Source organism: Bacteroides sp. OM08-11, from assembly GCF_003438665.1.
In the GTDB taxonomy this organism is placed as follows: domain Bacteria; phylum Bacteroidota; class Bacteroidia; order Bacteroidales; family Bacteroidaceae; genus Bacteroides; species Bacteroides cutis.
Map to the genome: position 1 here is coordinate 165176 of NZ_QSTJ01000001.1, position 21566 is coordinate 186741.

Below are 21566 nucleotides of genomic sequence, written 5' to 3' on the forward strand. Positions count from 1 at the left end.
CTTCATAGAAACGGCAGTTTCCTTTAATGGGAACGGCGGTTTCCTTTAATGGGAACGGCGGTTTCCTTTAATGGGAACGGCGGTTTCCTCTAATGGGAACCATCGTTTCCTATCATGGAAACGGGATGCATTGAGTTAAGTACTGCCATTTCCCCTTTATAGGAGGTTATATCGCTCCACAAAAAAGTCCGAAGTGTTGTTCACCCCGGACTTTTTATCAAACCAGTATCTCAATTACCATTCGGGAACAGCAAACAGATTGTGGAAAGTGAATTTCAGTTCCATAGAATTACTGAAGCCAAGTTCCTTGATTACATCTCCCTCGCGCGTACCAAATGCACAACCGGCTTTCCCCGTCGCTCCATAACAGTTCCAAAGCTCCAGACGATACTTCGGAGCCTCATTAGCATCGAGCACTTTTGCAGCATCGAATGTTATCTCGGAGCCATCAAGGTAAAAATTATCCAGTGTGGCATGTATACCGGGGAAATAGGCATAGATATCGGCTACTTCAATAAAAGTCATGATGGAACCAGCACTGTAGTCAAGCCCGGTAGGCTCATAGTTGATATCGAACGATTTAGTACCGGCAATGCTGTACTGGAAGTCCTTGTATTGCACCTCCAGGGTAGCCCCTTCATTGTAATCCCAGACACAGTTAGGACCCCAATCGGTCACGGTGGCAAGTTTGGGAGTATAGACACCTGCGCCATTGGCATCAGTAAAGATAGTATAAGTAATCTCCAAACTACCAGTGAAATTAAAAGCCGGATCAGAACCTACATTTTGTGAGTTACTGAAAGCGCTGTTAAACACTTTGTCTCCGGCTGCACCTTTACCCCAAATATTGAATAATTCGATACGATAGTTACCATTGTTCTCAATATCTCCATAGAAGAAGTTGTTGGCGTTGAATTGAATGGCATTGCCATCACACTTCATCTCGTCGATGCGCACGAATGCATTGGGGTACTTGGCTAACAGAGTTTGGAAATCAAGCGTAAATACCATAGCACCGCTGCACGTACCTTCATATTTAAAGGTGTGCTGCCCTGCCAATTCTGCCGGAGATATCCGAGCGACAACCTCGCCCCAAGTACCGGCCAAATTAGCATCCACACAAAGCAACGATACCGGTATCTTGGCATCAGCCTCGGCCTTACGTTGACTATAATAGTTGACGGAGTAGGCATAACCGTCATTGTTAGGAAGGGCAATCTGTAGACCATCGCTTGTCAGAGACAGAATATTCAACTTGCCACTCTTCACCGCTGCCCAGGTATTAGCACAAAGAACATTGACATCAATGTCGATTACTTTGTTTGTCTCATCAATGGTATATTTACCGGTTTCATCGGTAGCTGTTCCATCATCGGTCAAGCGGTGTATATTCACTGTTCCGTCTTCAAAGAATTCCATGTAACCATAATCAACGCCATAAGTATAACCAACCCAACCGTTGTCAACACCCATTTCCCAATGAATTTGCTGATTAATGTTAGGCTGTCCGTTGGACACTGTACTCCAGTTGTCCGTATCGCCCCACTGTGTGAACGGCCCTTGGAATACATGCAATTCACCATCCTGACCATTGTCTATATACCATTTACCATAAAGCAGCGAACGGTCGAATTTCACATTCTTGGCCGTAGATACCGGACGAATGGCGAGAGCTTGATAAACCGGAGTGGTAGCACGGGTAGCCATAGCACTATTGAAATGATAGCTCATGGCAAAACGAGGATCGGAAACATTGATTGAACCGGAGAAGTAACATCCGTCCACACCGGCGCCGGCAGTAGTTTCCTTCGTACGAGAACCTATGGCAGGCATAAAGATTGAGTTTCCATTAGGACCGGTGAATTTATATCCGGCAACACCTTCCACCTCAACCCACTCCTTGGAACAAAGTGCAAAAAGTTCTTCAAACTCGGCAATGGTAGGCATGGTTACTTTTCCCTCAAAGGCCTTGTAAGCGATATCATTAACCGTTCTATAAACATCGGCGGAAGCATAGTCAGCGGGATTGAGACTGGTATTGAAACCTGTCATATCGCCGAAACCGAACAAACCGCCGACTTCTGTTTCGGAAGTGGCACCTACGTTGTACTTTGCCCATTTAGTGGAAAGGCCGAGGTCTACCAAGTCGTTATCGAGATCGAACGTATGAGCCGTGGTAGTGAAAGACTTTTCTTCACCATACACCACCCCGGCACCCAGGTCGAGGTAAGCCACATAATGATAAGTAGTATTGGGCACTAAGCCTTCCACGCTGACTGTATAGCTTTCCTTGGTATCAGCGGCAATGCGCACACCGGCACGTACGTTTTCCGTACCTTCCACTCCCGATACCATGATACCGCACTCCGCACCTGTGGGGAAATCGGCAAGTGAACCCGCCAAAGTAGCCTTGTTGGCAACCACGTTACTGAACTCACCGGTAACGGCACGGGCATTGGTAAGGACAAGGCTTTTCACTTCACCCTTATAGGTCACCTTACCTTGCAGGGTAACGTATGCCTGATAATAGAGGGTTTGGTTTACACTGCCCGCTACCGTTGCAGCAAATTCCGCACCGCCCGTAGCGGTAATCCTTTCCGTGAGCGCATCGGCTGCATCACCGTAATAAAATCCCGTGGCATAAGCATTTACAGACTGACTTTCAAGCCCCGATACGGTTCCATGCAAAGTAGCCGACGTGGCAGTCACATCCGACGAGCCTGTCACCACCGCGTTGTCGGTGAGCAACGGCTGTTTATTGATGGCATAATCGTCCTCATCATTGCATCCCGTCACAAACACACTCATGACGAGAGCCATTATTCCGAATAATATTTTGTTTTTCATATTTCTATACTGTTATTTATTGAATGGTGCAAGATACAATCTCTAATCCAACGGTGCTCCAATCGGGATTACCGTCACCGTTCAGTACATCGGCAACACCGTAATCGGCATATTGGATGGAAAGGTCGAGACAGGTAGGGACAAAGGTTACGGTAGCTCCGGTGGTATTAGTCAGAGTTACGGTCGTTTCACCTGAAGTATTGACAGTTACAGCGTCATCAAGATCGAAACAGGCGGGTTCCCAAGTGGTCTTGATGTTATTGTCAATCAGTGCGCACTTCGGAGTCCTTGTCCAAGTTATTCCACCATTAATCTTAAAGGTTACGCTGATGGTCTGGTTTTTCTTCAACTTCACCGAGGCGGCATCTTTGAAAAGACCTTTACCATCCGCACCATAATGATGGAAAGCAAGACGAATGCATCCGTTTTCCAACCAAGTGATGCCTTCCTGACCGAAAAGAGAGTTATCGATACCTATCACAGTGGGACCCGCCGGACCGGTACTAATCTTCTTATAGAGCAGGTTGGCTACAAGATAAGAATTCACCACTCCGTTCTCGTCTACAGATTCGGGAACACCAATCACCAATTTTTCAGCGGCTTCAACGCCAAGTATCGTAAACACCTTGCCTGTAACAGTAACAGTGCGCTGATCGCTTGAAGCGGTAAGAATAGTGATGTCTTTGTCGAAGGTCATTACACCATCAGCAATCATTACCTTGCCCCCAGTTTCACCTGCTTCGTAATTGTAAGTACCATCGGAAGCCTTACTCAAAATAAGTTCAAAGTCCGCCACTTCATCACCGGCAGCAGGTGCCCATGAGTTATTATATGTACCTCCCGTCACGCTTTCCCATTTCTGTGCGTTGGGAGAACCGTTCCACCACAACCAGTCGTAGGGCGCTTCGGTATCTACGTTGAATGTCATCTGATTGCCCACGTATGTCACACCATTAATCTCGGTAGTGAAAAGATCGGTGAGAAGATTATCAAACTTAGGAAGCACAGGAGCAACCTTCTCTATCTGTCCGCTTTCTTCTTTAGGAATACACTCGCCTTGGGTCTGAATGACTTCCTCGGACACGAAGTTCCACACAAGATACCAATTCCCTTCGGAGTTGGTACGTTTGGTTACCAACTGTAACATGTATGGAGTGAGTTCTGCAATTTGAATGTCTTGCGTATAGTTGGAACAAGTAGCATCGAAACTCAGGGGATGCATGGCATAGCAATCGGTGAATGTAATAGTCGGTTTAGTCTTCTCGCTGAGGTTCATATTAAACTTACCTACCATGTCTGTACCCGTATTCGAGCTTTTATCACCGGCTTCACCACGATACATCGTAGCCACACAACCACTGGCGGCATCCATGCTAAAAGTCATATACGACCCCATGTAAGGATCATTCTCCAGAACAATGAAACTTTGAAAACCCGGATCCCAATTAGGTTTCCAGTTACCTGTTCCAAAGATAAAGTCTCCCTTATACACCGATTCTTCTTTTTCCTTGTCGGTAAAACCGGCACCGTCACCGTCAGGGTCGTAGGGAGCTACAAAGACCATAGGCCCCGAACACTGGCCGATACCGTAGTTGGCATCGCAAGGATACCATTTCTTGCTGATACCTTGTGCCAACGTCTCGGCGTCGGGAAGCGCATCGCCCGATTTAAAGTTCTTATCGGACAACAGGAACCACTTTTCATCACCCAGTAACGAGAAGTCGTTTTGAACCAATTTGAAGGCATGAGGTTCGCCAAACACAACGCCGCCGGGAGTCTCCGCACCGAAAGTCACTTCATAGGAACCGGCAAAAGGCAATTCGATGGACAGTTCGCTCTCCTGCGAACGTCCCTGGGGAGTGACCCACAATGGAGTGCAGCCTGTAATGTTCGATTTGAGGTGTACCCGATTGCCTTCGACAGTCACAGTGTAGGCAAGACCTTCCACCAAATCCTCGGATGCATAGGTTTTATTACCCATGTCGTACTCATCGGGCGAACATGCCGACAATATCAACACCAAGCCGGCAATGAGCGAATATATGTAATGATTTAATTTCATATCTTATTGTTTTTAATGTTTTTCAATCTAAAACCTTCGGGGTTACCAACCCGGATTTTGAGTTATCACATTGCCCGAAAGGGTGATTTGTGTATTAGGTATCTGCATCAAACCTTTCTTTGAGGTGAAATTGCTTTCGGAGAATGAAGTGGTTGTCTCGTTTCCACCACTCATTACTTTAGCACCGTTCTGTGCGGCGGCAATGGCACGTGCGGCGTATGCGCCGTCTTTTTCATAGCGCATCAAGTCCCAATAGTGCACACCCTCGAAAGCCAGTTCAATGGCTCGTTCATTACGGATGTTTTCGATGCTGTAGGATAACGTTTCACCGGGAGATACACGATGATGAACTTCATTTAAGCCCCAGGCGTCACCATTGAGCTCGGAGTGCATCAGCAAGACGTCGGCATAGCGCATGATGGTATAGTCTTGATAGTAGGTGATGTTCTGGTGTTGCTCGCCCAACTTAAATCCCACTTCCTGACGTGTGCCATCGGCAAAACACATAGGTGCATACTTGCGGGTGTAGTAACCGGTATATTCGTATGAATCGGTAATATCGGCATTGAAGCCGGCATCTTTACAACTCCACACACACGCATTGAAGCGGGGGTCGTTCTTATACTGTTCCACAAAAGCGGGTGTCACCGGGCAAGCGCCCCAACCACTGGAAATACAAACGTTTACCGCACTCCTGTTACGCGGTCCCAGATAGACAGAGAAAGTATTTCCATCGCCATTGCCATTGTAATCGTGAGTGGTATTCATCTTCAGGTTGAGTACAATTTCCTGCGAAAGCTTACCTTGTCCGGCCTGCCAGGCAGAACCATCGTACCACTTACCAGCATAAGTCGTTTTCCAGCCATAGTTACTGCCGCTTGAAGCATCGGTAGTGCAGGAAGGCATCCAGAAGTCGGCATAGTTCTTCTCCAACTCGTAACCGCCTTTTTCCACCACATCATTAATGGCAGCCACAGCTTCCGCTTTGGTACACGAGGGATGTTCGGCACCGTAGTAACCCGTATGGTAAAGGTAGGCACGGGCCAGTAAAGCCTCTACGGCATACTTAGTGATGCGGCCATCGTTACTGTTGCGATTATCCAGAGGATAGGCATCGGCAGGGATATGCTCGATGGCGTATTTAAAGTCTTCAAAAATGAGTTTATAGACATCACTTGCGGGCGAACGGGGAATATTCTCTTCGGAAGGAGTCGTGAGCAAAGGCACATCGCCGAACATACGGGTCAGATCAAAGTAAAGGATACCGCGAAGGGCACGCGCCTCGCCCATTACACGTCCTTGACTTTTGGTATCACCGCCCCAATTGATATTTTCTTCTTGGGAGATAAGCTGGTTGCAACGGAACACGGCTTTATAATAGTTCACCCAATCCACATTAAAGAGGTCATTGTACGAAGGAGCGATACCAGCATTGAACTGGTCAACCACGTTGTTGTTTTTGTCATCAGAGAAACCAAGACCGCCCAAAGCCTGCTCGGATGCAAATTCCGCCAACAGGTACATGCCCATGCCTGCATCGGAAATGGTACGTTGCCATCCATCGTAGCAGCCCACCAAAGCCATTTCGGCCGATTCCAGATTGCTGTAGGCCGTTTCAGTGTTCAAGTCCTTTTGGGATGAGGTTTCAAAGAAATCTTCACACGACGTGAGGGCCAAAGCCGACACAGCGAGCGCACTCATTACTAATATATGTTTTGTATTCATACTACTTTTCTTTTTCATGATTTAAAACGCAAGATTAATACCTACAATGAAAGTACGGGGATGCGGATAGTAACCCATATCTACACCCGATACCCATGCCTGGTTAGTGGTGCCGTCTGAATTCAACTTATTACCGTCCGTACCGTTGTAGGAACCGATTTCCGGGTCCATACCATCGTACTTGGTCAGTGTGAGGAGGTTTTGGGCCTGTACATAGAGACGAAGTTTAGACAAGCCTTTCCAAGAGATAAGGCGTTTGAAGTCGTAGCCTAAAGTGATATTTTGCAGGCGGATGTAGTCGCCATCTTGCAGGTAGAGATCGGAGAACTGCCAGTTACCCACATCACCGTAAGTCACGCGGGGAATACGGTTACTCGTGCCTTCACCCGTCCAGCGGTTCAGTATCTGGCGGCTGTAGTTGGATTGTGAGGAGTTGGGGTCGCGGTAAGATTGGGCAATCTGGAAACCGGCGGCACCGGTAGCGTTCAGGCTAAGGTCGAAACCTTTATAACCTAGGCTGAGATTAATGCCGAATGTATATTTGGGAAGCCCGTTGCCCAAGTCCACTTTATCTGCGGCATTGATGGCGCCATCATGGTTCACATCCACATACTTCACGTCACCGGGTTGTACATTACTTTGGAATACACCGTTTCCGGCAGCAATCCAATCATTAATCTCCCGGGTATTCTGGAAGATGCCGGCTGTTTTAAAGCCCCAGAAGTAACCTATGGCATGGCCGTTCTCGGCACGGTAAAATTCTTCCGAATTGCTGTAAATCTGATTGGTGGCACCATGAATAATGCCGTCTTCGGTGGGGATACTTCCCACTTCGTTGTGATTGTATGCAAAGTTACCGCCTACACTATAGGTGAAGTCTTTTCCAATCCGGTCGTTCCAGGAAAGTCCCAGTTCCACACCTTTATTCTTCACGTCACCACCGTTGATAATGGGTCCGTTGGTACCTGCCGTTGCCAGTACGGGAGCCTGTACCAACCAGTCCTTGGTATTTTTGATATACCCGTCGGCCGTAAGCGCCAGGCGACCGTTCAGGAAACGGGCATCGATACCTACGTTATACTGTTCGGAAGTTTCCCACTGCACTTTCTCATTGGCCAGACGGCTGGTGTAGGAACCTGTGACCCAAGCATCCTGACCGCCACCGGCACCGAAATTATAATTGGTATTCGTAGTAGAAACCGGAGCGAGGTATTGGTAGCAGTTGATGTTGGCGTTACCCACCTGTCCCCAACTGACACGCAACTTCAGGAAGTCGAACCAAGACTTCACGGGTTCCATGAATTTTTCCTCGGAAATAGTCCAACCGGCAGATACCGAAGGGAAATATCCCCAACGGTGACCCTTGGCAAACTTCGATGAACCGTCGGCACGCATGGTGGCATTCAACATATAGCGTTCCTTCCACGTCCAGCCCAAACGAGCGAAATAGGACATACTGCGGTTGGCATCATAAGGAGCACCCTTCACCGTCTTGTTCTCCGTACCGTTGGTGTTTGCCAGATAGGCATGTTCCCAATCGTCAAATCCGGGAATAAGGCCTGTATTGGAACCTTCGGTGATACTGCCGTCGTAAGTAGACAATTCGCTACCTATCAAGGCATTGATGTGATGTTCATCGGCAATATCGAAATCATATGCAAGGGTATTGGTCCACACCATCGTCAAGCCGTGACCATGATTTTGGTTCACTTTACTCACGGTGTTGGCAGTCTGTGGAGTAAACTGATACTTCGGTGTATAAGCACGGTATTCGGAAGTACCGTAGCTAATGCCATACACGGTCTTGAACCTTAAGTTCTTAATAGGTTCGATCTGCATATATACATTGGCATCGAGCGAGGCATTCTTACTATTATTGTAACGGTTCACCATCATGTTACCGTAAGGATTGCCGTCGTTTACATTCCAATCGGAGTTCACCGTAGAATTGTAGTTGCCATCGGCATCATAAACAGGGACAATAGGAGATGCGGAGAAAGCACTGCGAAGGTTATTATTCCAGATGTTTCCGGTATTCATGCCACGCGTGTCTTTCCAGACAAAACCTACATGCTCGCCTATGGTAACCAATCCATTCCACATCTTGTGCTCGGAGTTGGCACGGAAGTTATATCTTTTATAATAAGAGACATCCGAACCTCCTATCAGACCATCCTGACCGGTATAACCGCCCGAAATGGCATAAGTGGAAGTCTTGGAACCGCCTGTGAACGAAAGGCTGTGGCTAGTTGTCAATCCACCGTCCTTGATAGCCTGGTCAATCCAGTCGGTATCATATATATTACCATTGGCATCGTATATGGAGTTGAGTGAAGCCCAATCCACAGGAGACATACCCGAATTAAGACGAGCCTCATCCATGATACTCATATACTCTGACGCATTGAGCATGTTGAATTTACGGGCTACGGTCTGCCAACCGGCAAAACCATCGTAACTAATCCTGCAAGTACCTTCCTTACCACTCTTCGTAGTAACCAGTACCACGCCATTCGCGGCTTGCGCACCATAGATAGCTGCCGAAGCGGCATCTTTCAATACATCGATACTCTCAATGTCGGCGGGATTTAAAGTGGAAATATCACCTCCTACCCCATCAATAAGGTAAAGCGGTTGCGAATTGCCTACCGTACCCAGACCACGGATAGTTACACTCATATTGGCGCCCGGCTGACCGGAAGTGGAGACAATGTTCACACCCGGCGTTTGTCCTTGCAGAGCCGAAAGAGGATTGGTCGTATTCAGTTTGGCAATATCATTACCTTTCACCTGAACCGTAGCTCCCGTCACCAGTTTCTTTTTCTGGACACCGTAACCCACTACCACGACTTCGTCCAGCATTTCAGTATCCTCTTTCAAAGATACGTTAACAGTGGAGGAGGTCCCTACCTTTATTTCCTGAGATTGATAACCGATATAAGAAAATACCAGTGTCTGCCCCTGTCGGGCTGTCACCGAGTATTTACCGTCAATATCGGTTATGGCACCTGTTCCGGCTTCTTTTACCTGAACGCTGACGCCAATCAACGGTTCATTGTCCGTGGCAGACGTCACGACACCCGAAACTGTTCTGTTTTGAGAAGGATTAGCCTGAAGGCTACTGATTGCAGGTACCAGGAGCAGAAGTATCCATGCAACACGGCATAAATGCAGATTTATGCACTTTTCCAATAATGTTTTTCTCATTGTACATTGTTTAATGGTTAATATCAAAGATTTTGTTCTTTTTCAATACTTGAAATAAAACCATGACAAATGTATGAAATGAGGAAAAAGAAAGGTAGAGATATTGTTATGGAAAGGAGACAGATTAGTTAATCAACGTATCTGAAATGTTACTAAAAAAGGTATAATTTGTTTCTTATCCCCCTCAAATAGGCTCTGAGGGGGATAAAGAATTATTCATTCACTACAAAATTACGTATTTGACAACCGGTTTTATCACCCTTTGCCACACGCAGACGCAGGTTATGATGTCCGGGTACAAGTTCCGTTTCAAATAAATACACCCAGGGAATGTATAGTTTCCGGCTCCAGTCGGTATAAGTATCAAGCTTTTTAAACGGTGCTCCATCCACACTATATTCCAGGATACATGCCTGCGGACCAGCCACGCAAAAAATGCCGACAGCCCTTCCTTCGAAATCAAAGGATAAACTGGAACCAGCTGTTTCAGTAACTAACATAGGTACATGTACAAAACCCTTACGGGTATTTCCCTTAACGGTAGGAGTCCAGTCATCCACTACTTTCCAACCACGAAGCTGTTTGGCTGAACGGATATCCACAAATTTCCCCTTATCATAGGAATAAGGATCGATCGGTTTCTCCGGCATTTCATGAGGTCGTACCTGTTTCTCATCCACATTACCGCTCCATTCCAGATCGAAGAGACGGTTTATGGCGGCGGCATAGTATTTATGGCCGTTCCAATGCGGATGCGTACCACCAAAATATTTCCAGTCAAATTCTCCGTCACGCATACGACGAGCTATCTCCTCGGCCAGGTTGATGGAAGAAACATAATAATAATTCGCCACTCTCTCGTGGTTCATTATCACTTCCGGCTGGATACCCCTATCCAACAACGGGATAAACGGATCGTAGATAAAGTGCATCATAATGATGTCCATATCCGGATTGGCTGCACGTGCATGGCGAACAACCCCTTCCATACCCCGTGTCTGCTGTATATAATTAAAATAGTTGGTATTATCGTTCACCGCCGCTTCCACAAAAAGTAAATCGGGCATACCTTTCTGCAAAACATCGTTCTCAAACCGGAAAGAATGGGGAGTAGTACCGGTAGACGAGATACCTGCTTCAATAAAATTGAAATCGGTATCGGGAAAACGCTGTTTCAAATCTTCCTTAATCATATCACGCCAACCACGCATTTCAGTAATGGAACCACCCAGAAAAGCAACGCATCCTTTTTTCTCTTTCGTAAACTTTAGGTAAGCATTGGCAAGGCTACCACGACGATGGATAGATTGTTTCTCTTGATAGTCGGATTGATTGCGTACAATGAAGTCAACTACCGGTTCCGGTTCTTCCAAGCTGTGCGGATGATGGTCACACCCCGGCTTCAGGATAATCTCGACAAGCCCCCCCATAGCACGGTATCTCTCGGCTGCAATCTTCATATTTTCAGCATATGGCACTGTCTTATCACTATCCCCACAAACAGCAATTACCGGAATATGCGCTTTTGCCAAAGGAGCAAGATTATCTATCGGATTACCGTTGAATGTTTTCATAGCGTCTTCCGTAAGATTCCATTCTCTCAACAGGTCACTCCATAAATCTTTTCTTGCCTGCCCGGGCCAACTGAATACATCACATACCGGCGCATCCACATAGATACAAGCCACTTTATCCACATTTTTCACAGCCCAGTTAAATGCAAACAGTCCTCCACGGCTAAAACCCTCTAACGTTACTTTCGGAGAAAGATGATAGAATTGGCACATTATATTATAGAAGTCATTGCCCAACTGTACAGCACGGGGACTGCCATACAGATGTGTCAAATCATAATAGGCCACGTGAAAACCTTTTTCCAACAAAGCCTTGTCTACCGACGGGAATGCGCCGAAGAATGCCGGACGCCAGATCCACGGATTTCCTTCAGCAGCCTTATGTGGAACTACGACTGTAGCTTGTCTGCTATTACAAAAAAAGTCATAACGATCGAAACCGTTCCAATTACTTTTTTTACCGGGAAAAGGCTGTTGAATATAAGCCAAAGGTTCTTTACCCGTTAAGATCCGGTATAATTCACCTGCAATTACTGCCGCTCCCGATTCGTTGGGATGAATACCATCTGTATAATAATTGGGATAAGGTTTCATTGCCGTATAAAGATCAATAACCTGCAAGTGTCTTTTCTTTGCAACATTGCGGATAACAGGTATAATACCGTTAACGATTACGCTATCATTTATTCCAAACTTTGAAGAGACAGCCGGAACGGGCAAACAGAGATACACTTTAGGTTGCGAAGGCAATTCTTGCAACTTATCCAACATTTCATTCAGATTTTCCTTAAAATCTTTTCCGTAACGCCAATTCCACGGTTTACTATCATTGGTACCTAACTTAATAGTCACAATGTCCGGTTCAAAAGCCAACAATTCCCGAAACTTGGGCTCGTGCATATAAGGACGGTCACCCTTATTGAGCAAAACACGCCCGCTCAATCCAAAGTTACGCACGTCATACCCCTCTCCCAACCATTGCGAGAGTATCCCCGGATAACTGTTCTGAAAACGATTTTGAATTCCTGAACCGAAAGTGATACTGTTGCCAACGCAGGCAATCTTAACAATCTTCTTTTCTTGTGCAACTGCCCACAGGCATGATATGCACAACAAAAATAAACCAATAGTAATTCTTCTTTTCATGATTTGTGTGTTGTCTCATTGTGTTTTATCCTTGCAAATATACATTCTTTTTAGGATAGAGAACTATTTGAAGCAAAAAATGTTCTCTAAAAGAATAACCTGAAACTTAACAGATAATGAAGAAATTAATAGTACTTATGACTGTTGCAGCTTTTATTACAAGCTGCTCGGACGATGACAACAACTGTAATGGAACGGACGATCCACATCTTATCAGCCCGGCATTAGAGATGAGTGTAAGCACCACAAGTGGACAAAGCCCCCTGACCGGTATTCTAACTGTTGCCCCCTGTGAAACCGGCAGTTCCATCTATTATGGTAACTACATCAACGAAAAACTGACACCCTTCGACGGATATTACAAAGTGAAAGACGGTGCTATCTTAGAGAATACCACCAACCGGGTGATTTCTTTACCAACCGGAACTTACAATATGCTTTATTGGGGCACACCTCAATACAAAGAACCTATTTATGCATATCCCGCAGTAAGAGAAGCGGCACTCACTATCGGAGGAGACTTGTCCCGGCAAGCACTTACCTTAGTCAAAATATCGACAGATACTATTTATTATCCGGTATTTGATTTAGTATATGCCGTACAACCTGTAAAAATCGGTACCGAAAATCTGAAAGCTTCCCTAAACAGAGCAGTAGCCGGACTGAAGGTTATCGTAAAGGATAAGGATAATGGCGTACTGAGTTCAAGCATAGATAGCGTAGCTGTACGCATCACCAATATATATAGCGGTGTAAACTATTACACAGGAAAAGCCCAAGGTACTCCCCGCACGATTGCCTTTCCTTTAGTACGTTCTACGGATGGTACACAAATGAGTAATGCCACTGTTATGTTATTCCCTTCTGCGGGAAAATCAGAGTTTCAGTTATCGATAATCCTGAAAAATGGTGCAGTAAAAAGTTTCAAGCAAACATTGACCTCTCCATTTACAGCCAATACAAGATTAAACTTAACTTTAAGTTTGGGGGATATTTTCTCCGATCAAACCTCCGGTGATTTTAATGTTGACAACTGGAAAGAGGAAAACGAAAATATAGATGTTCCAACCATTGAGTAACGAAGGATATTTCGAACAAAAAGAAATATAAATTTATTTGGCTAATGCTTTTTATTCAAGAAGCGTTTAGCCAAATATCTTCGTACCGGTTCGTCGTACACTTTCAGACATAGATATGCCAAGAGTATGTTCCATGCGTAGACACATAAAGCAACCTCCCAAGTCTGTCCTAAAGTAAAGAATTGGTTCTTAATTAACCATGCATAGAACAAATACATGAATGGATAATGTATCACATAAATAGGATAAGATATATCTCCCAGGAATTTACATATCTTGGTTGATTTCTTGTCAGTAGTAGTTCCTGACGCCCCTACCCAAAGAAGAACAGGAAAAGCTACGACGACACAAAAAGCTTCGTAAATACCGTTTGTACAAACAGGTTCCGTACCTTCCAAATAAGGTACGGAAAATAAAGCTATCAACATAATGGAACATATCCAAAAAGCACCTCTCAACTTGATAGGTTTAAAGTTGCGTGACAGCAACATGCCCATGGAGAAAGGGAAAAGCATTCTCAACAATCCTCCCGTAAAGTTTATCACATCCAATGTCCAACCCACTCCCATATTTCCATAACCGGAGACATTGAAAATAGCAAATAATGCCAATGCTATTCCCAGCAACCCAGTCAGTACAGCCAGCGCCTTATTTGACAGACGGCGGATAAACAAAGCATAAAGAATATTACCGATATATTCAAAGAACAGTGACCAGCATGGCCCATTCAACGGGAACATTTCACCATTACCACGGACTTCATAACCGACACCCGGCATTGCAGGAATAAAAAATATCGTACAGAGCAGTGACAACATCACCATTGACAAGGGTACATGTGTTCCATCCCATTGCATGCTTCCTTGAATACAGAACGTAACGGCACCCAGAACAGCACCCATCACTACCATAGGATGAAGGCGTATCAAACGTCGTTGAAAGAAGTTTTTCATCGTAAGACTCTTGCCCCAACGGTCATCGTATGCATAACCGATTACGAACCCTGACAGAATAAAGAAAAAATCCACGGCGAGATATCCGTGATTGAAGGTTTCAATCATACCCCCACCGGCAAAAGCGTAACCTTCGAATATATGGTACCATATAACCATAAGGGCAGCCACGCCACGAAGTCCGTCAAGAAGGTCGTAATGCGGTTTTGTATCTGCGAAAATCGTTGTAGAGGTTTGTATGTGTTGCATAATATTTACGGTAATGAAAGTTTCTTATATAGAAAATGACAAAAGTAAGAAAATATATTAAATACTAGCAATATCTTATCTGAAGATATTTTATAAGCATGTAAATACCGAAATTCACTCTTACTACTCTTTATAAACAGGTAAAATATTCAATTATAAATCTCATATCTATATCATGCAAATTTATATGAATAAGAAGGTAATTGTCACAAAACTGTTGACCATAATAGACATAATACTACAAGCGTAAAAGATAAAAGTGGATTTATAGGATATAATATCCTATAAATAATAGAGTTTCTAATATAAAGACAGATGTCTAAAAATAATGATCCGTGAAAACCCTAACCGTGGCAATATCGAACCCAAACTAAACTACTCTATCAATCTGATAAACAATATAGATAGCTATATAAGAAATGCGTCTGTAGGGGTGAAAATTAAGCTAATAAGTTCGATGTTTCCCGAAAAAATCGAATTTGACGGAAAAACATATCGAACCAATTCTTACAATAAAGTTTTTGATTTAATCTATCAGCAAACCAACGAGTTACGAGGAGTAGAAAAGAAAAGCGGAGAGAGTTTTTCAACTTTCTCCGCCTCAGTACCCAGACCCGGGGTCGAACCGGGATGGAAGTGAATCCACTGGTGTTTGAGACCAGCGCGTCTACCGATTCCGCCATCTGGGCGCATAATTGATTTCTCAATTGCGGTGCAAAGATACGGCTTTTTTCGAAACCTGCAATACTTTTCACAAAAAAAGGCGAAAAAAGTGAGAAAACATTAGGTAAACATTCCTTGTTTGTAAAATATGCAGTACATTAGCAGAAACTTTTAAAACAATTGATATGATAACCAATAAGGATAATTTCTGTGTAATCATGGGTGGGGGAATAGGCAGCCGTTTCTGGCCATTCAGCCGTAAAACACTTCCGAAACAATTCCTGGATTTCTTTGGTACGGGACGTTCATTATTACAACAAACGTTCGATCGTTTTAATAGAGTGATACCTACCGAAAATATACTCGTTGTCACAAATGATTTGTATGCCGACTTAGTAAAAGAGCAACTTCCCGAGTTAAAATCTGAACAAATATTACTAGAACCTACACGTAGAAATACAGCTCCGTGTATCGCATGGGCTTCCTATCATATTCGCGCATTAAATCCCAATGCCAATATCGTGGTAGCTCCTTCGGATCATCTCATTTTGAAAGAAGAAGAATTTCTGACAGCTATCGAGAAAGGCTTGTCTTTTGTTGCACAATCGGATAAATTACTGACACTCGGTATCAAACCCAACCGTCCCGAAACAGGCTACGGCTATATCCAGATTGCCGAACAGACCGGTGATAACTTCTACAAAGTAAAAACTTTCACAGAAAAACCGGAACTGGAGTTGGCAAAGGTTTTTGTTGAAAGCGGAGAATTTTATTGGAACTCCGGCTTGTTTATGTGGAACGTGAACAGCATTATTAAAGCCTGTGAAATTTTACTCCCAGAACTTACAACCAAATTAGTAGCCGGAAAAGATCTGTATGGTACCTCGGAAGAAAAGAAATTCATAGATGAGAACTTTCCTGCATGTCCCAACGTCTCCATTGATTTTGGAATTATGGAAAAAGCAGATAATGTATATGTGTCACTCGGTGATTTCGGTTGGTCTGACTTAGGAACCTGGGGATCACTCTACGACCTCTCATCCAAAGACAGGGAAGGTAATGTAACTTTAAAATGCCAATCTCTGATTTACAATAGTAAGGATAATATCGTGGTACTTCCTCAAAACAAGCTTGCCGTTATCGATGGTTTGGAAGGTTATTTAATTGCCGAATCAGATAATGTACTGTTGATTTGTAAAAAGGATGAAGAGCATTCCATTCGTAAATACGTAAATGATACACAAATCAAACTTGGAGATGAGTATATTTAAAAATAATAAAAAATTGAAAGGTGGAAGATAAAGAAAAGCGGGAATTGGATAATATCCAATTCCCGCTTTTCTTTATCTAAAGGAGGAAAATAAATTGTTTAGAGTGCAGCACGGATGGCTTCAGCCACCGCTTTAAATTCATCATCCGTCAGTTTCAACTTCTGATTGGAAAAGAGCATATCTTTTTCATTCTGCATCGGAATCAGATGAATATGAGCATGAGGTACTTCTAAACCTAAAACAGCCTCACCTACCTTCTTGCAAGGAAAAGCCTTACCGATGGCGAGCGCCACTTTTTTGGCAAAAACATGCATTGCCGCCAAATCTCCGTCACTCAAATCAAAGATATAATCCACTTCTTGCTTGGGAATGACCAATGTATGGCCTTTCACTAACGGGTTGATGTCAAGGAATGCAAAGAACTTATCATCCTCCGCTACCTTATAACAGGGAATTTCACCTGCAATAATTTTGCTGAATATTGTTGCCATAACTTATATAGTTTATATAAAATAAGGCAAGCCCGCATACGGACCTGCCTTACCTTTAAAATGATATGTTTACTACTTCTAGATTGATTATACCTTGTGGTACCTTGATTTCAGCAACATCGCCCACTTTCTTACCAAGCAAACCCTGAGCAATTGGGGTATTTACTGAGATCTTACCTTCTTTCAGATTAGCTTCACTTTCCGACACAATGGTATAAGTCATCTTCATACCATTCTTTACATTCTTCAGTTCCACTTTGTTCAGTATCTGCACACTGTCAGTCTTCAACTTAGACTCATCAATAATCTTAGCATCGGCAATCACCGCTTTCAATTTATTGATTTTCATCTCAAGCATACCTTGAGCCTCTTTTGCAGCATCATATTCCGCATTTTCAGATAAATCGCCCTTATCACGGGCTTCAGCAATGGCTGCCACAATCTTAGGGCGTTCCACTGTCTCAAGTTGTTTCAAGTCGGCCATCAATTTGTTGTAGCCTTCTTCCGACATATAAGCCATAGTTTTTTCCTCCTTATATTAGTTTTTAATGGTACTATAAACAAAAAAGAATTCCAACATGGTCAGCATGCTGGAACCCTCTTTCCTATTTCCTTTGCAAAGATAGGCTTTTAAATAATGCGTGTCAAGCAAAAAATGCTGTTTTGTAACACTTTTACATAAAAGTATCTAATTTATAACACTAAAGCAGAGCTTTCACTGCTGCATCCAAATCTTTAATAGTCTCTCCACGCGCACTCAACTCATTTTTCTTATTGATAAGGAACAGTTCCGGAACAGCCTTCACATTATATGCACCCGCAAAAGTCGAATAAATTCCATTAGCATCACGCACGCAAATCCACGGCAAATTATCGGCCGTCGTTTTCCAATAATGTTCGTCGGCATCCAAAGAAACCTGGTAAATCTCCAATCCTTGGCTTGCATACTTGTCATACAGGTCACGCAACATATAATTATGCGTAGCGGAAACTGCGCTCTGATAGATTGTGAAATCCAAAATCACGGCTTTACCTTTCAAATCACTCAATTTACGCATATTCCCCTTCATATCACGTAGGTTAATATCGATAATACCGGTTTCACTCACCACTTCTTCAGGTATTTCCACTACCTTCTGTTGCGGAGCACGCGTATTCTGCATTCCTTTTATTACAATATTATAAAGATTTTTAGAACGATCGGCATGCGGATAATAATTATTCAAACTGGTTGCCACGGCAGCAAAGCACTTAATATCATCCTTATTATTCAACGGATCAAAAATCAGATAGTTATTCAACTTTTGGAACAAAGCAAAATAAGCAACAGCCGTATTAGGAGCTGCAAAAATATAGTTTATCTTCACTTCATCTTTATAGTTTTTCAACAAGGTAGACAAACTATCTTCAAACACATCGGCACCTATCTTATGAGCTTGCATACTCTGAAGCAAAGTATTCACCTTAGTCTGGAGTTGCATCTGTTTCAAAGTCAACTCTTTCATTTTAAGACTATTTACTGATCCCTCAACAATATAAGCAGTAGAAAAATCGGCATACGGAGCTTTCAACTGAACCGTTTCCGTTGAATCTATAGAGAAATTGATTACCTTATCATCCACCCGCAAACGATAAAATTCCGGAGATTCCGGACGTGTTTGTTTGAATGAGAACGAACCGTCATCTTTCAGCTTTACCGAATCCAAAAGAACAATACCTTCTAAAGCAGAAGCTTCCAGATAAAGCATTTTTCCGTCAGCACCCGACACTTCACCTTCCACTTTGAATTTCGGTTCGGAATCACATGCACCCAAAACAATTGCCACAAGTACTACAAATAAGATTTTCTTCATATTATCATTCAATTTTATTTTTCCGGTGTATTTTATAAGTACAAATTGGTCATTTCTTCCGATTTTCGTTCCACGAAAACATTTCAGGCAATGTCCAATTCGCTTGCAAATATACTTCTTTTCAAGTTTAGTCAAAGCATTTTCCCGTTTCTTCCACTCAGAAAATTGAAAAAAGCGACTAATTATAAACTTTTTATCTCATTTCCACCGCATTGCATAAATAAAATATGTATCTTTGCCCGAATTTTGAAAGAAAAATAGATATAAAACATTTTTTATGATTAACCCAATTGTTAAGACGATCGAGCTTCCTGATGGCAGAACCATCACGCTCGAAACGGGAAAGCTGGCAAAACAGGCAGATGGTTCTGTAATGCTTCGTATGGGTAACACCATGCTTTTAGCTACTGTTTGTGCCGCCAAGGACGCAGTTCCCGGAACAGATTTTATGCCGTTACAGGTAGAGTACAAAGAAAAATTTTCAGCATTCGGACGTTTTCCCGGTGGTTTCACCAAACGTGAAGGACGCGCTTCTGATTATGAGATCCTGACTTGCCGCCTTGTTGATCGTGCTCTCCGCCCTCTATTCCCCGACAATTTCCATGCAGAGGTATATGTAAACATCATCTTGTTCTCAGCAGATGGTGTCGATATGCCCGATGCATTGGCAGGACTTGCAGCTTCTGCTGCCCTTGCCGTTTCAGATATTCCTTTCAATGGGCCAATCTCTGAAGTACGTGTAGCACGTATTGATGGTAAATTCGTTATTAATCCTACTTTCGATCAGCTAGAAAAAGCCGACATGGACCTCATGGTTGGTGCTACATATGAAAACATCATGATGGTAGAAGGCGAAATGAACGAAGTATCGGAAAAAGATTTGCTGGAAGCCATGAAGGCTGCTCACGAGGCAATTAAAATACAATGTAAGGCCCAGATGGAACTGGCAGAAGAAGTTGGTTCTACCGTAAAACGCGAATATTGCCATGAAGTAAACGACGAAGAACTCCGTAAAGCTGTTCACGATGCTTGCTATGACAAAGCATATGCTATCGCTGCTTCCGGAAACAAAAACAAACACGAACGCATGGATGCTTTCGATGCTATCCGTGAGGAATTCAAAGCACAGTTCAGCGAAGAAGAGCTGGAAGAAAAAGCTCCGCTTATCGACCGTTACTATCACGACGTTGAGAAAGAAGCTATGCGCCGTTCTATCCTGGACGAAGGTAAACGTCTTGACGGACGCAAGACCACCGAAATCCGTCCTATCTGGTGTGAGATCGGTTACTTGCCAGGTCCTCACGGTTCCGCTATCTTCACACGTGGTGAAACCCAGTCTTTGTCTACCGTAACTCTAGGTACCAAGTTAGACGAGAAAATTATCGATGATGTACTGGAACACGGGAAAGAACGTTTCTTATTACACTACAACTTCCCTCCGTTCTCTACGGGGGAAGCTAAGGCACAGCGTGGTGTAGGACGTCGCGAAATCGGTCACGGTCATCTGGCATGGCGGGCACTGAAAGGACAAATTCCTGCTGACTATCCATACGTAGTACGTGTAGTATCCGATATTCTCGAATCAAACGGTTCCTCTTCTATGGCTACCGTATGTGCCGGTACATTGGCACTGATGGATGCGGGTGTAAAAATAAAGAAGCCGGTATCAGGTATCGCAATGGGATTAATCAAAAATGCCGGTGAAGATAAATATGCCGTATTGTCCGATATCCTCGGTGATGAAGACCACCTTGGCGATATGGATTTCAAGGTGACTGGTACAAAAGACGGTATTACCGCTACACAAATGGATATCAAGGTAGATGGTCTGTCATATGAAATTCTGGAAAAAGCATTGTTACAAGCTAAAGAAGGTCGCGAATATATCCTGAATAAAATCACCGAATGTATCGCAGAACCGCATGACGACCTGAAGCCACATGCTCCCCGCATTGAGACCATGACTATTCCTAAAGAATTCATCGGTGCTGTAATCGGCCCGGGTGGAAAGATTATTCAAGGTATGCAGGAAGAGACTGGTGCAACCATCACTATTGAAGAAGTTGACAATATCGGTAGAATTGAAATTGCCGGAACCAATAAGAAATGCATTGATGATGCGATGCGCATTATCAAAGGTATCGTAGCCGTACCAGAAGTAGGTGAAGTCTACAAAGGTAAAGTACGTTCTATCATGCCTTACGGTGCGTTCATTGAATTCCTGCCGGGTAAAGATGGTTTGCTTCATATCTCTGAAATAGACTGGAAACGTCTGGAAACTGTAGAAGAAGCCGGTATCAAGGAAGGCGACGAAATTGATGTGAAGTTGCTCGACATTGATCCTAAGACAGGCAAGTTTAAACTTTCCCGTAAAGTTTTACTTCCTCGTCCGGAAAGGCAAGAAAGACCGGAAAAGCAATAAACCTCTTTTTTCCTTTAAAAGATA

12 protein-coding genes, 1 tRNA gene and 1 pseudogene are annotated in these 21566 nt (G+C 43.7%); 4 read left to right on the forward strand and 10 right to left on the reverse strand.

The window, feature by feature from the left end; translation table 11 throughout:
• Positions 1-234: 234 nt before the first annotated feature.
• The 5 genes from DXC10_RS00640 to DXC10_RS00660 form a co-directional block, all read right to left on the reverse strand.
• Complete coding sequence (locus tag DXC10_RS00640) at positions 235-2847, reverse strand: hypothetical protein (RefSeq protein WP_117737172.1); 2613 nt, start codon at positions 2845-2847, stop codon at positions 235-237.
• A 16-nt stretch (positions 2848-2863) separates the two neighbouring features.
• Positions 2864-4909 carry a hypothetical protein gene (locus DXC10_RS00645; RefSeq protein WP_117737173.1) on the reverse strand — a complete coding sequence of 682 codons (2046 nt, stop codon included), beginning with the start codon at positions 4907-4909 and terminating at the stop codon, positions 2864-2866.
• A gap of 42 nt (positions 4910-4951) precedes the next feature.
• Positions 4952-6634 carry a RagB/SusD family nutrient uptake outer membrane protein gene (locus DXC10_RS00650; protein ID WP_117737350.1) on the reverse strand — a complete coding sequence of 561 codons (1683 nt, stop codon included), beginning with the start codon at positions 6632-6634 and terminating at the stop codon, positions 4952-4954.
• Between the two features lie 21 nt (positions 6635-6655).
• Positions 6656-9841, reverse strand: coding sequence for a TonB-dependent receptor (locus DXC10_RS00655; RefSeq protein WP_117737174.1), 3186 nt, complete (start codon positions 9839-9841; stop codon positions 6656-6658).
• Between the two features lie 212 nt (positions 9842-10053).
• Entirely contained in the window at positions 10054-12561 is a 2508-nt protein-coding gene (locus DXC10_RS00660) for a GDSL-type esterase/lipase family protein (RefSeq protein WP_117737175.1), read from the reverse strand.
• 116 nt (positions 12562-12677) lie between these two features.
• On the opposite strand from DXC10_RS00660, the gene DXC10_RS00665 reads away from it, so the two are divergent.
• Positions 12678-13640: a FimB/Mfa2 family fimbrial subunit gene (locus tag DXC10_RS00665; RefSeq protein WP_101541830.1), complete on the forward strand. Its 963-nt coding sequence runs from the start codon at positions 12678-12680 to the stop codon at positions 13638-13640.
• A gap of 41 nt (positions 13641-13681) precedes the next feature.
• On the opposite strand, the gene DXC10_RS00670 is transcribed toward DXC10_RS00665, so the two are convergent.
• Positions 13682-14842 carry an acyltransferase gene (locus DXC10_RS00670; protein ID WP_101541831.1) on the reverse strand — a complete coding sequence of 387 codons (1161 nt, stop codon included), beginning with the start codon at positions 14840-14842 and terminating at the stop codon, positions 13682-13684.
• Between the two features lie 322 nt (positions 14843-15164).
• On the opposite strand from DXC10_RS00670, the pseudogene DXC10_RS16455 reads away from it, so the two are divergent.
• Positions 15165-15482, forward strand: a pseudogene (locus DXC10_RS16455) (recombinase family protein); the annotation flags it as partial.
• Here DXC10_RS16455 and DXC10_RS00680 read toward each other — a convergent pair.
• A tRNA-Leu gene (locus DXC10_RS00680) sits at positions 15448-15531 on the reverse strand. The pseudogene DXC10_RS16455 and the gene DXC10_RS00680 overlap by 35 nt on opposite strands.
• A gap of 159 nt (positions 15532-15690) precedes the next feature.
• On the opposite strand from DXC10_RS00680, the gene DXC10_RS00685 reads away from it, so the two are divergent.
• Positions 15691-16776 (forward strand): mannose-1-phosphate guanylyltransferase, encoded by a 1086-nt coding sequence (locus DXC10_RS00685; protein ID WP_180949154.1) that lies wholly within the window; start codon positions 15691-15693, stop codon positions 16774-16776.
• A gap of 98 nt (positions 16777-16874) precedes the next feature.
• Here DXC10_RS00685 and DXC10_RS00690 read toward each other — a convergent pair whose 3' ends face one another.
• The 3 genes from DXC10_RS00690 to DXC10_RS00700 all read right to left on the reverse strand — a co-directional run bounded on the left by DXC10_RS00690 (position 16875) and on the right by DXC10_RS00700 (position 19120).
• Positions 16875-17267 (reverse strand): HIT family protein, encoded by a 393-nt coding sequence (locus DXC10_RS00690; protein ID WP_101541832.1) that lies wholly within the window; start codon positions 17265-17267, stop codon positions 16875-16877.
• 55 nt (positions 17268-17322) lie between these two features.
• Entirely contained in the window at positions 17323-17787 is a 465-nt protein-coding gene (greA, locus tag DXC10_RS00695) for a transcription elongation factor GreA (protein ID WP_101541833.1), read from the reverse strand.
• 181 nt (positions 17788-17968) lie between these two features.
• Positions 17969-19120 carry a DUF4369 domain-containing protein gene (locus tag DXC10_RS00700; RefSeq protein ID WP_101542405.1) on the reverse strand — a complete coding sequence of 384 codons (1152 nt, stop codon included), beginning with the start codon at positions 19118-19120 and terminating at the stop codon, positions 17969-17971.
• Positions 19121-19397: 277 nt separating this feature from the next.
• Here DXC10_RS00700 and pnp point away from each other — a divergent pair, with 277 nt between their 5' ends.
• Positions 19398-21542, forward strand: coding sequence for a polyribonucleotide nucleotidyltransferase (pnp, locus tag DXC10_RS00705; RefSeq protein ID WP_101541834.1), 2145 nt, complete (start codon positions 19398-19400; stop codon positions 21540-21542).
• The last annotated feature ends 24 nt before the right edge of the window (positions 21543-21566 follow it).

Coding starts and splice junctions, on each gene's coding strand:
- DXC10_RS00665 (WP_101541830.1), top strand. CDS start 12,678: ATGAAGAAATTAATAGTACTTATGACTGTTGCAGCTTTTATTACAAGC.
- greA (WP_101541833.1), bottom strand. CDS start 17,787: ATGGCTTATATGTCGGAAGAAGGCTACAACAAATTGATGGCCGACTTG.
- DXC10_RS00660 (WP_117737175.1), bottom strand. CDS start 12,561: ATGAAAAGAAGAATTACTATTGGTTTATTTTTGTTGTGCATATCATGC.
- DXC10_RS00645 (WP_117737173.1), bottom strand. CDS start 4,909: ATGAAATTAAATCATTACATATATTCGCTCATTGCCGGCTTGGTGTTG.
- DXC10_RS00690 (WP_101541832.1), bottom strand. CDS start 17,267: ATGGCAACAATATTCAGCAAAATTATTGCAGGTGAAATTCCCTGTTAT.
- DXC10_RS00685 (WP_180949154.1), top strand. CDS start 15,691: ATGATAACCAATAAGGATAATTTCTGTGTAATCATGGGTGGGGGAATA.
- DXC10_RS00670 (WP_101541831.1), bottom strand. CDS start 14,842: ATGCAACACATACAAACCTCTACAACGATTTTCGCAGATACAAAACCG.
- DXC10_RS00650 (WP_117737350.1), bottom strand. CDS start 6,634: ATGAATACAAAACATATATTAGTAATGAGTGCGCTCGCTGTGTCGGCT.
- DXC10_RS00700 (WP_101542405.1), bottom strand. CDS start 19,120: ATGAAGAAAATCTTATTTGTAGTACTTGTGGCAATTGTTTTGGGTGCA.
- DXC10_RS00655 (WP_117737174.1), bottom strand. CDS start 9,841: ATGAGAAAAACATTATTGGAAAAGTGCATAAATCTGCATTTATGCCGT.
- pnp (WP_101541834.1), top strand. CDS start 19,398: ATGATTAACCCAATTGTTAAGACGATCGAGCTTCCTGATGGCAGAACC.
- DXC10_RS00640 (WP_117737172.1), bottom strand. CDS start 2,847: ATGAAAAACAAAATATTATTCGGAATAATGGCTCTCGTCATGAGTGTG.